This is a genomic window from Candidatus Acidiferrales bacterium (assembly GCA_036514995.1).
In the GTDB taxonomy this organism is placed as follows: domain Bacteria; phylum Acidobacteriota; class Terriglobia; order Acidiferrales; family DATBWB01; genus DATBWB01.
Genome location: DATBWB010000154.1, coordinates 1 through 12,109 on the forward strand (window position 1 = coordinate 1; position 12,109 = coordinate 12,109).

The window sequence follows — 12,109 nt, forward strand, 5'->3', positions numbered from 1 at the left end:
GGCCGCAATGCCGAACCCTCAAAATCCCGTGATGCAATGGTTCTGGGATTGACCGTCTTAAATGGCCTCGCCGCCATTGCCGCGGTGTTGGGTGCACTATCTGGCGTTTACAATCAGTTCGCCTGGGGACCAGTTGCCACCTTCGCTTTGTGCGCTATCGGCTTCCTCTTGGTGGGGCGAGCCGGCATGTCGGCCAGCGCGCCCAACTGAGACCAGGAAACAGCTTCCAGTGGGGTGACTGCTAGAGGGTGCCATACCTGCGGTAAATGCGGGCCGGATGAGTGTCTCTGTTCCAACCCCAAAATGGGCTAACCCGCGCTTGCAGCCGACGACGAACCGCATCAACATAGTTGCAGCTTGCGCGTTCATGCCTGCGGTTCGTCGCGGCTAAACCGCAGGCCGTTAGGCAGCTCCTCCTCTGACGTCGGCGCTCACTTGGCCGTGTAGTCGGCTTCCCGGAAACTGACGCACTACCGGCGTTTCAGATTGCTTGACAAACCCTGGCCTCGCCGATATGTTGCAATCCTTTGTAAACCTGCGGGTTCTGTTCTAAGCAGGGTGGTGAAAACGTCTCGGGTTGTCATTCCGAGGGGCGGCGTCCCGAAGCCTCGGGATTGGCCGACCCGAGTCCGCCGCGGCGGATGCTTTCTTTTCCCTGCGGGCCAATCACAAGCAGATTCCTCTCCCGCAGAGCGGGATCGGAATGACAGCCGCGGCACTTGTTCAGCATCCTGCCAAAGGATGGCCTTCGGATGCGGTGGAGCCAGCTCTTCATTCCCACGCTGCGAGAAGCTCCGGCTGAGGCTGAAGCCGCGAGCCACAGGCTGCTTCTCCGCGCCGGCTACATCCGCCAGCTTGGCGCCGGCATTTATTCCTTCCTTTTTCTCGGCTGGCGTTCGGCGCTGAGAATCACCCAGATCATCCGTGAAGAGATGGACCGGATCGGCGGCCAGGAATTTTTCCTTCCCGCGCTCAACCCGGCGGATATCTGGCAGGAAACAGGCCGGTGGGAGCAATTCGGCGAAACCATGTTCAAATTCAAGGATCGAGCCGGCCGTGACATTTGTCTCGGCGTCACTCACGAAGAGGTGATGACGGACATCGCCCGCCGCGAATTGCGCAGTTATCGCCAGCTTCCCCAGATCTGGTATCAGATCCAAACGAAATTCCGCGACGAAGCCCGGCCCAAGTCGGGATTGATGCGCCTGCGCCAGTTCATCATGAAGGATTCCTACTCCTTTGACCTGGATGAAGCTGGGCTCGACGTGAGCTACCGGAAGCATTATGACGCTTATTGCGCCATCTACGATCGCTGCGGGCTCAAATACAAGGTTGTAGAAGCTCATTCCGGCGCCATGGGCGGTGCGGTCTCGCACGAGTTCATGGTCATATCGGATGCCGGAGAAGATCAAGTTGCGATCTGCGAATGCGGTTACGCGGCCAACTTGGAAAAGGCGAAATCGCTCCTGCCGCCCGTAACGGACAATGAAGCGGCGCTTTCCCCGGAAGAATTTTCGACCCCTAACATCAAGACTATCGAAGAGCTGGCGGCCTTCACACGCACCGGGCCGGAGTACATGGCAAAGTCTTTGGTCTATATGGTCGAAAGCAAGCCGCTGCTCGTCCAAATTCGCGGCGACCACCAGCTCAACGACGCGAAACTCACCGATGCTCTCCGAGGGGTGCTTTGGCGGCCAGCGCATCCGGATGAAATCCGGCAATACTTTGGCGCAGGGGCGGGTTCGATCGGCGCCGTGGGCGTCAGGGGAATACGCATCCTGGCCGACGAGGCCTTGCGCGGGCGAAAAAATCTGCTGACCGGCGCGAACCGGGATCACTTTCATCTTCGCAACGTCACTCCCGGCGAGGACTTCGAGGCCGAATTCGCCGATTTACGCACAGTTCAAACCGGGGAAATCTGTACTCAGTGCCAGAAGAAGAAACTCACGGTGGCCAAAGCGATTGAAGTGGGGCACATCTTCAAGTTGGGCCGGCGATATTGCGAGGCGATGGGAGCCAAGGTGCTGGATGCGGCCGGTAAAGAAATCACCATGGTCATGGGCAGCTACGGCATCGGAGTGGAGCGCATCCTGACGGCAGCGGTGGAACAGAACTGCGATGAAGAGGGAATGTTCCTGCCGCGGGTCATTGCTCCCTTCGAAGTTGTGATCACGCCGGTGAATTATTCGGAACGCGAGCACCGCGATACAGCCGAGGAGATCTACCGGGAAATGCTTCGTGCCGGCGTGGATGCCCTCTACGACGATCGCGACGAGCGGCCCGGCGTGAAGTTCAAAGATGCTGACCTGATTGGCGTGCCCTATCGCGTGACCGTAGGGAAAAAGGTGAAGGAGGGCAAAGTCGAAATCCGGGATCGCTCGACACGCCAGACTACCGATGTTAGAATCAGCGAGGTCACAAAGCGGCTGAGAAGCGAGTTTTTCCGTTGAAGCCAGAGGGTTCGATGACGAACGAGATGCAACGCGGCAAGATTACCCTGGGCACCGTTTTTTGGACGCTGGTTTTCGTGGCGGCCATCTATTTAGGGGTGAAGATCATCCCCCTTTACGTCAACAACTTCCAGCTTCAAGACGCCATGGAGAATGAAGCGCGGCTGGCGGTAGTCAGCCGCAAGACAGCCGAGCAAATTCGCGACACGATTTTCAGCAAAGCGCAGGAGCTGGCGTTGCCGCTCAGTCGCGACCAGATTCGCGTGGAGGCAGACGTGCGAGCCGTGCGCATCTCCTGTGAGTACGACATCAATGTCGAGCTGCCCGGTTATACGCTCCGCCTCCATTTTAATCCTTCCTCAGCGGAGCGATCCCTCTTTTAGTCCCCTTCAGACTCCAGGTGGCGGCAATGATGATTCGAGAGGCACAAGGCGGCTGGCGGTCGCCCCGATATGATCGGGGCGTGGCAACGTAGGTTGGAACGACAACCGGAACAGGGAGGTCGCGTGCGGGTTCGGATCGGACGCGGTTTTTGGTCATCCCGCGCGGGCCTTGGCCTGCTCGCAGTCGCGGGCCTTGCCCTTTTTCTCGCCGCCGTCAGCTTTGTCGCCGTGTACATCCATTTTGCCCGGGTGATTGATGCCCGTCTGGCCGGGCCGGTCTTCCAGGCGACCTCGCACGTCTTTGGGGCAGCACGCCAGATCGGTCTGGGAGAAAAGCTGACACTGTCTGAGCTCGCCACTTACCTACGGCGGGCGGGCTATACCGAGACCGAGCTTCCGCTGGCGGACCTGCCTGACACGCTTGGCCGCTTCAAAATTTCAGGGCACAGCATAGAGATTCGACCGGGGTCCAACTCGTTTTTCAGCCGGCATAACGCTTTGCGGGTAGAGATTGTGGGGAACGAGGTGAGCCGCATCCTCTCGCTCGACGACGGCTCTTGGCGCGAGGTGGCTGAGGTCGAGCCGGCGCTCATCACCAATCTCTTTGATCAGAGGCGCGAAAAGCGGCGGTTGGTGCGCTTTGCCGACTTGCCCAAGGTCCTTGTGGATGCGGTTCTAACCGCAGAAGATCGCCGGTTTTTTGAGCATGCGGGAATCGATTTCATCGGCATAGCGCGAGCCGCCCTGGTGGACATCCGGCGAGGGGAGAAGGCCCAGGGCGGAAGCACGATCACGATGCAGGTGGCGAGGAATTTTTTCCTCACCCCGAGCCGGACGTGGCGACGCAAGTTGGCGGAAATTTTGATTGCCATCCAGCTTGAACAGCGTTTCACCAAGGAAGAGATCTTCGAACTTTATGCCAACCAGGTTTATCTCGGCAATCGCGGCAGTTTTTCCCTCAACGGTTTTGGCGAAGCGGCCCAAGTCTATTTCAACAAGGACGTGAAACAGCTCAGCTTGCCGGAGGCCGCTTACCTGGCAGCCATCATCCGTGGCCCCAATCTCTTTTCGCCGCAACGTTATCCCGAGCGGGCGGCGGGAGCACGCAACAACTTGATTGAGGCGATGGCCGAACATGGTGTCGTCAGCCGGGCGGAAGCGGATGCGGCGCGCCGAACCCCTCTCGAGGTCGCTCGCGGCAGCGTGGGGGCCTCGGACGCGCCTTATTTTGTGGACATGGTCAAAGACCGGCTGCTCGACCGCTACTCGGAAAGCGATCTGATTTCCCAGAGCTATCGGATCTACACCACACTCGACCTCGACTTGCAACGTGCGGCAGCGGAGGCGGTGCGCCTGGGAATGGCCGAAATGGACAAGCAGGTTGCGGCCAGATACCGGCGGGGAAAGGCCCGAGGCGAGGAAGTGCCGCCGGTCCAGGTGGCGTTGGTGGCGCTCGATCCGAAAACGGGAGAAATCAAAGCGCTCATTGGGGGAAGGGATTATGGCCAGAGCCAGTTGAATCGAGCGGTCGCCCGGCGCCAGCCCGGCTCTGTCTTCAAACCGTTTGTCTATGCGGCTGCGTTCAGCAACGGCGTGGAAGGTCGCCAGCCGATGGTCACGCCGACGACCGAGGTGCTCGACTCGCCGACAACCTTTACCTTTGAGGGACAGGAATACACGCCGAACAACTATGGCGACCAGTTTCACGGCGTCGTGAGCCTGCGTACCGCGCTGGCCTTATCTTTGAACGTTGCCACCGTGGGGCTGGCGGAGATGATCGGCTACGACCGTGTGGTCGATATCTCCCAGCGCGTCGGCTTTGGCAACCACATCAAGGCCACCCCGGCGGTGGCCTTGGGGGCCTATGAATTAACCCCGGTTGAGGTCGCTGCCGGCTACACCGCTTTTGCGAATGGCGGGGCCCGCACTGATCCACTCTTCATTACTCAGGTGACGACGCCGGACGGCAAGCTGCTCGAGCGCAATCCGCCACAGACACATCCGGCGCTCGATCCGCGTGTGGCCTTTGTGATGACGAACATGATGGAAGATGTGCTCAATCGTGGCACCGGAGTGGTCGTGCGCGCCCGAGGGTTCAGCGCGCCGGCGGCCGGCAAGACGGGCACCTCCCATGACGGATGGTTTGCCGGCTACACCTCGAATCTGCTCTGTGTCGTCTGGGTCGGCTATGACGACAACCGCGAACTCGGCTTGAGCGGAGCGGCTTCGGCAGCCCCGATCTGGGCGGAATTCATGAAGCGGGCAGTAGAACTTGCTCCTTATCGCGGCGTCCAACCCTTTGTGGCCCCCGAGGGGATAGTCATGGCGACGGTGGACCCGGAGAGCGGCGAACTGGCTACCGCCCTTTGTTCCACCAGCCTCCAGGAAGCGTTTGTGGCCGGCACTGAGCCCACTTCCTACTGCGTGCTGCACGGAGGCGAGCAAGCGGCGGGCGCGACGGGCGAACACCCTTCCTGGCTCTCGCGATTGTTTGGCACCAAACAACAAACAGGTACTCAGCCAGCGGCGGCGCCGACGGAGGGAGGCTCCCAGGGACAAACAGCCGTGAGTGGGACCGAAAATCCTTCCATCGGAGGCCAACCGCCAGCGGGGCCCGGAAAAGCAACTCCCGATTCGGCCGAGCCGAAGAAGAAAAGTGTCCTGCGCAGGTTTTGGGGAGCGCTGGCTGGCGAGACAAAGGATAAGAAGCAAGAGGAGAAAGACCAGGCGAAACCATGACCGCCGCGCGGTGCCGAGGGAGAGGAGGCATCATGAGCCGCGTAGGAGCAAAGAAGGCTGGGTGGAAGGCTGCCGTCCTCGCGGGCGTTATCCCGCTCTGCGGGATTTCCATTCTGCTGGCTGCGCAGCACCGCCCGCTCACTCTTCTTGGCCAGGCGCCGCAGCCGCGGCCCCTGCCGGATGCGAAACAACTGGAACAGAAGGCTGATGTTCTTATGGCAAGAAAGGAATTCCGGCTCGCTACCGCCGCCTATTTGCAAGCGCTGAAACTCGAGCCGCCCAATGCTGTCCTGATGAACAAAGTCGGTATCAGTTATCACCAAGTTTCTGACATGCGCATGGCCAAGCGCTACTATGAGCGGGCGACCAAGGCCGATCCAAACTACGCCGAGGGCTGGAACAACCGCGGCACGGTGGACTACCACAACAAGAATTACAAGAAAGCCGCCCAGCGTTATCGCAAGGCCATCGCCTTGAACCCCAACCTGGCAAGCTGCCACAGCAACCTCGGTACGGCGCTCTTTGCCATGAAGAAATATGAGGAAGCGTTTTCCGAGTTTCAGACTGCGATGCAGCTCGATCCGGAAGTCTTTGAGCGAAGAAGCTTCGTGGGTGTTCTGCTGCATGAGCGAAGCGTGGAAGACACAGCCCAGTTTTATTTCATGCTCGCCAAGCTCTACGCCTCCTCCGGAGATGTTGAGCGCTGCGTTACCTACCTGAAGAAGGCACGGGAGAGCGGCTATCGTCAGTGGGCAGCCATCGAGCAGGACCCGGCTTTCGCCCCCGTCGTAGCCGACCCTCGCGTGCAGGAGATACTCCACCCGCCCGGGCCGCCTCCGGCGCCGCCGAGCAAGTAGCGCGCCTCCGCCGGCTCGAGGTTGCGGCGATGCGGGCGCGACCGACACCAGAGACCCATCGGAAGAGGAGCCTCGATGCGACGGGTTGCCCGTACAGCCCAGGCTGGCTGCCGATTCGGGGCGTCTATCTTCCAACGACGTGGCGGCGTCGGGCCGCTTTTGCTCTGCCGCACGGGCCACGTCACGGCCAGCGCTCCAGTTGACTGCGTGGCCGACTGAGGGTAGTGTTAGCAGCTAGATTCGCCGCCATCCGCCAGAAACAGCGCCCCGGAACGATTTCTTGCAAGGCGAAAATTCACTCGCTAAAGAGGCTACCGATGTCGAAGTTTCATTCAGGGATTGTTCTCTCGATCCTGCTCTTGGTGACGGCTACAGCCACGTTGGCCGACGAAGGCATGTGGACGTTCAACAACTTTCCCAAGTCGCAAATCAAGCAACGCTACGGCTTTGAGATCACCGATGCGTGGCTCGATCACGTCCGGCTTTCTTCGGTGCGTTTCAACAACGGCGGTTCGGGATCGTTCGTCTCGCCCGATGGGCTTGTGATGACAAACCATCACGTGGGCGCGGACTGCATCCAGAAGTTAAGCACCAAGGAAAAGGACTACATCCGCGACGGATTCTATGCCGCCGCTCGTAATGAGGAGGCAAAGTGTCCTGACCTTGAACTGAACGTGCTGGTCGGCATCGAGGACGTGACCAGGCAGGTGAAAGAGGCGGCCAAGCCCGAGATGGGCGAGGCTGAGATCAATCAGGCACAAAAGGCAGCCATGAGCCGATTGGAGAAAGATTGCGCGTCCCGGACCGGCCTCCGCTGCGACGTTGTGACTCTCTATCGAGGCGGAGCCTATGACCTGTACACATACAAGAAATATACGGACGTGCGGTTGGTCTTTGCCCCGGAGTTTAACATTGCCTTTTTCGGCGGCGACCCGGATAACTTTGCCTATCCGCGCTACAACCTCGATGTCGCCTTTTTCCGGACTTATGAAAATGAGAAACCGGCCCGCCTGGAGCAGTATTTTCGCTGGAGCACCGCGGGTCCCCGCGAAGGCGAAGCTGTCTTCGTTTCCGGCAACCCCGGCACAACCGGGCGGATGCTGACGCTCGCACAACTCGAGTTTTTGCGCGACGTTCCCTATCCCTTCGTGCTGAAGACTCTTGCGCGGCGCCGGCAATTGTTGCAGGCTTTCGCCGTCCGCGGGCCAGAGGAGGCGCGCATCTGCAACGACCAGCTCTTTGACGTCGAAAATAGCCTGAAGGCGTACACCGGCTTTCAGTCTGGCTTGACCGACAAGAACCTGATGGCGAAGAAGGCGGCAGGGGAAAAAGAGTTGCGTGGCCAGGTCGCCGCCGACCCCCGGAAGCAAAAGGAGTTCGGCGCCGCCTGGGATGCGATTGCCCAGGCACAGAAGAAGTATCGGGCGTTCTACCATCGCTATTACATGCTGGAGCGCCAGCTTGCGTTGCGCTCCAGGCTTTTCGAGATAGCCAGGGACATTGTGCGGCTTGTAGAAGAAAAGACGAAGGCGAACGAGAAGCGGTTGCGCGAATACCGCGACAGCAATCTTCCTTCTCTCGAGCAGGAGCTTTTTTCCACGGCCCCCCTCTACGATTCGCTTGAGACGGTGATCCTGACCGACGTGCTCGCTCAACTGCGCGAGATGCTAGGGGCCGAGGATGCGCTGTTGCGGAAGGCCCTTGGGGACGGAACAGCGGAAAGCGTGGCTACCCGGCTCGTCTCGGAAACCAAGCTGAAGGATGTTGACCTTCGGAAAGCGCTTGTGGAGGGTGGGCGGGAGGCGGTAGAAGCTTCCACCGACCCGATGATCCAGTTCGCCAGGCTTTTTGATCCCGATGCGCGGGCCGCGCGCAAGCAATTCGAAGATGAAGTGGAGAGCGTTGAGACAGTCAATGGCGCCTTGATTTCGAAAGCCCTTTTCGCCATCCGCGGCACAAGCCTTTACCCGGACGCCACGTTCACCCTGCGCCTGGCCTTTGGGCAGGTGAAGGGATACAGGGAAGGCGGCAAGAAGATTCCTTACACGACCACGTTTCGCGGCCTTTACGGACGCGCAACAGGAAAACCACCCTACAAGCTGCCCAAGAGCTTTGTCGAGAAAAAGTCGGCTCTCAACTTTAGTACGCCGTTTAACTTCGTTGCCACGCCGGACATCCACGGGGGGAACTCGGGGAGTCCGGTGGTCAACCAAGCGGGGGAAATCGTAGGTCTTATTTTTGACGGCAATATCCAGTCGCTTCCCGATCGGTTTGTTTATACCGACGAACAGGCCAGGGCGGTGTCGGTTCATTCAGAAGCCATTGTTGAAACTCTGCGAAAAATCTACGGCGCTCGGGCGCTGGCCGACGAATTGAAACCCCCCGGGCAGCGACCGGGGAAGTGAGGTTGTGGAAAGGGAGGCGGATTCCAAGCAGCGCCGGGGGCAGGCTTGCCGCGAATTGTTCAACGTGTTGCGCCTCCAGTTTTTTTGGGAGTTGTGCTGAGGCTCTTGGGCGTGCTGCCCGGCTCTGGCGGACTGCCTGAGAGTAACCCTTTCGAGGACTCAGGTGAGAGGTGTTCCTGTCCTTCCCTTGGCCTTCTGCTATAATTTTTGGAGGCGATGTGCCGAGGGTTGCATGAGGGCCCGCGTGGGTTTGGTTTTTATTGCTTTTCTCTCCCTGGTGCCGGTTCGCACAGAGTGCCAATCGCTGTTGATCCTTCCCTTTGAAAATCGCACGGGGGATCCCCAACTCGAATGGGTTGGGGACGCCATGCCTGAGCTATTGGCGGAAACGTTGAGTTCGCCCGGGCGCTACGTCATCACTCGCGAAGAGTGGGTGAATGCCGCCGAGCGGACTGGCCTGCCCTCGTCCACCCATTTCAGCCGGGCCACCATGGTGAAACTCGGCGAAGAACTTGATGCCGATCAGCTCGTCCTCGGCGAGTTTGAGGGAAAACACGGGATCATTTGGATGGCTGCGAAAATTTTGAACTTTCGCAATCTGTCACTCAGCCCGGCGGTGACCGCCTCAGGTCCGGTGGACGAGCTTGTCGCGGTCGGCACGACCCTGGCGTGGCAGCTTGCCAGGCAAATGGATTCGGCTTTTGAGCCGAGCGGGGAGGAGTTTGCTCGCCGCCAGGAAGCGATACCGCTGGCTGCGGTTGAACATCTTGCCCGCAGCTCTCGGAGTGCAAGCGCGATCGAACAGGTCAAGCTCCTTCGCGAAGCGCTCCGCGCAGCTCCCCGGTATCTTCCGGCTGTGTTTCAGCTTGCGCTGACGATGTTTCAGCAAAAGGATCTGAGCGTCGCCGTCGGCGGTTTCAGCAAGATTCCAGCCGAGGACCGGCGGTATGCTGAAGCCAATTTCTATCTGGGTCTTAGTTATCTCGGGTTGAACGAGCCGGCGAAAGCGCAGGCCGCATTCCTCAACGCAGTCCAGCGCGCGCCGGTGGCCCCGGTGTTCAACAACCTGGCGGTGGCGGCAGCGAGACTGGCCGATGGAAAAAAGGCAGGCGAATACCTTTCCCGGGCGCGCGAACTGGATGAAAGCAGCAGCGAGGTCCTTTTCAATACCGGCCTGAATGCCTGGCGAGCCGGAGATGCCGCAGAAGCGGCCCCATGGCTGCGGGCGGTGGTTCAAGAGAATCCGCAAGATGTGCTGGCGCGGCGACTCCTGATGGCATCCGCCGAAAAACTTCCCCCAGGTGCAGATGAGGCCTCAAAGCAGCCAGTGCTCAGCGAACTGGCCAAGGACAGGGCGGCGGCTCCAACCGAGAAGGAACTTGCCGTAGCCGACCGTCTTGTCTTTCAATGGGACGAAACGGCGGCGAGGTTTGCCGTTCTGGAAAGCGCGCCAGGGTCGGATGCGGCAGCCCGGCCTACGCACGAGGAGCGCCACCTGCGCCGCGGGCAGGAGGCGCTGGCCAGCGGAGACCTGGAAAACGCCCGCCAGGAGCTCTCTCAAGCTCTTCTGCTCGACCCAAATTCTTTTGAGGCGCACTATGACCTGGCCGATGTCTATCGCCGGCTCCGTCGCCCGACCGAAGCGATTCGTCAACTGAAAGCCGCTCTCTTCGGCCGAAACTCGGTCAAGGCACGACTGCTCCTGGCGAATGTCTATTTGGACGAGAAGAAGTGGAGCGAGGCTGAGACAGAGGCGAAGAACGCCTTGCGGCTCGACGCAAGCAACAAGGAAGCGCAGGAATTGCTGGCTATAGCCGTCGCGCGATCCCGCCAGCAGCCGGAACGGGGCGCGGAGAAGGCACCATGAAACGCCTGCTTGGAGTGGTTGCCGCGGTGTGGCTGGCAGCCGGAGCAGCCGCGGCGAAGAATGTTGTTTTATTGCGGGTGAACGAGATCATTCATCCGGTAACGGCAGAATACATTGCTGCCGGGATCGATCACGCGATTCGGGTGAATGCTGACGGCATTCTCATCGAACTGGATACGCCCGGCGGACTCGGCAGCTCGATGCGGCAAATCATCGATAAGATTATCAATTCTCGGGTCCCGGTCATCGTGTACGTCTGGCCGGCCGGGTCACGGGCCGCGTCGGCGGGGTTTTATATCCTGGAGTCAGCCGACATCGCCGTGATGGCACCGGGAACAAACACCGGCGCTGCTTCTCCCATTGCGCTGACTCCGTGGGGCGCGCCGATTCCGCTTGACGAGACGACGCGCAAGAAAATCACCAGCGATGCGGCCGCCTATCTCCGGAGCATCGCCGGCAAGCGCGGGCGGAATACCGAAGCGGGCGAAAAGGCCGTGACGGAGGCAAAGTCGTGGACCGAGAAGGAGGCCCTGGACGCGAAATTGATTGACGCCATCGCCCAATCCCCCGAGCAAATTTTTCAGCAATTTGATGGAAAAACGATTACCCGCTTTGATGGTCGAAGCGAGACCCTTTCCCTGAAGGGAGCCAGCATTGAGCCGTTCGAAATGACCGCGCGCCAGCGCTTCCTGAGCCGGGTGCTCGAGCCGAATATCGCGTTTCTGTTGTTGATTGCAGGCATCCTCGGCCTCTACGTGGAGTTCAGCCACCCGGGCTGGATTCTGCCCGGTGTGGCGGGAGCGATCTCTTTGCTGCTGGCGCTTTTTGCTTTGAACCTCTTGCCCGTAAACTATGCCGGTGTATTGCTGATTCTGCTGGCTCTGGTATTGTTTGTCCTGGAGGCCAAGTTTGTGAGCCATGGGGTGCTGGCGGTGGGCGGAGTGCTGGCGATGATCTTCGGCGCGGTGATGCTATTTGAATCACCGATACCGGAAATGGGCGTGCGTTGGGGCACGGCCATCTCAGTGGCGATCTCCTTTGCTGCCATCACGGTTTTTCTGCTGCGTCTGGTGCTAAAGTCCCGCGCCTGGAAGATGGCCGCCGGTGCAGAGGAAATGGTGGGGGAGATTGGCGAGGTGCGCCAGGCGATTGACGGGGAAGGATTAGTTTTCATTCATGGCGAGAACTGGCGAGCCATCTCCGAGCAAAAAATTCCAGCGGGGATGAAGGTGCGAGTCATAAGCGTCGAGGGGTTAAAATTGAAGGTGGAAGCCGTCTCGACGCAGGCTTCAGCCTCATTCCGGCGGTAGAGTTAGATTCGAAAGGAGTCTCTTATGCAACTCTTCAGCATTTGGCAGATTGCGGCTGCATTGATCGTTCTGTTCTGGATTCTCAATTCCGTCAAAAT

At 59.6% G+C, this 12,109-nt stretch carries 8 protein-coding genes; all 8 read left to right on the forward strand.

Features of this window, described 5'->3' with window-relative positions; all coding sequences use genetic code 11:
* Nucleotides 1-210, forward strand: a 210-nt coding sequence (locus tag VIH17_10250) for a hypothetical protein (GenBank protein ID HEY4683614.1), incomplete at its 5' end; no start/stop codon positions are given.
* Nucleotides 211-752: 542 nt separating this feature from the next.
* Nucleotides 753-2,450 carry a proline--tRNA ligase gene (locus tag VIH17_10255; GenBank protein ID HEY4683615.1) on the forward strand — a complete coding sequence of 566 codons (1,698 nt, stop codon included), beginning with the start codon at nucleotides 753-755 and terminating at the stop codon, nucleotides 2,448-2,450.
* A gap of 14 nt (nucleotides 2,451-2,464) precedes the next feature.
* On the forward strand, nucleotides 2,465-2,833 hold the full coding sequence (locus tag VIH17_10260) for a hypothetical protein (GenBank protein HEY4683616.1): 369 nt from the start codon (nucleotides 2,465-2,467) through the stop codon (nucleotides 2,831-2,833).
* Between the two features lie 123 nt (nucleotides 2,834-2,956).
* Nucleotides 2,957-5,572: a PBP1A family penicillin-binding protein gene (locus tag VIH17_10265; GenBank protein HEY4683617.1), complete on the forward strand. Its 2,616-nt coding sequence runs from the start codon at nucleotides 2,957-2,959 to the stop codon at nucleotides 5,570-5,572.
* A gap of 32 nt (nucleotides 5,573-5,604) precedes the next feature.
* Nucleotides 5,605-6,429, forward strand: coding sequence for a tetratricopeptide repeat protein (locus VIH17_10270; GenBank protein ID HEY4683618.1), 825 nt, complete (start codon nucleotides 5,605-5,607; stop codon nucleotides 6,427-6,429).
* 317 nt (nucleotides 6,430-6,746) lie between these two features.
* Complete coding sequence (locus tag VIH17_10275; protein HEY4683619.1) at nucleotides 6,747-8,834, forward strand: S46 family peptidase; 2,088 nt, start codon at nucleotides 6,747-6,749, stop codon at nucleotides 8,832-8,834.
* A 244-nt stretch (nucleotides 8,835-9,078) separates the two neighbouring features.
* On the forward strand, nucleotides 9,079-10,701 hold the full coding sequence (locus VIH17_10280; GenBank protein ID HEY4683620.1) for a tetratricopeptide repeat protein: 1,623 nt from the start codon (nucleotides 9,079-9,081) through the stop codon (nucleotides 10,699-10,701).
* Nucleotides 10,698-12,011, forward strand: coding sequence for a nodulation protein NfeD (locus VIH17_10285; GenBank protein HEY4683621.1), 1,314 nt, complete (start codon nucleotides 10,698-10,700; stop codon nucleotides 12,009-12,011). The genes VIH17_10280 and VIH17_10285 overlap by 4 nt, the downstream gene beginning before the upstream one ends.
* Nucleotides 12,012-12,109 lie beyond the last annotated feature (98 nt).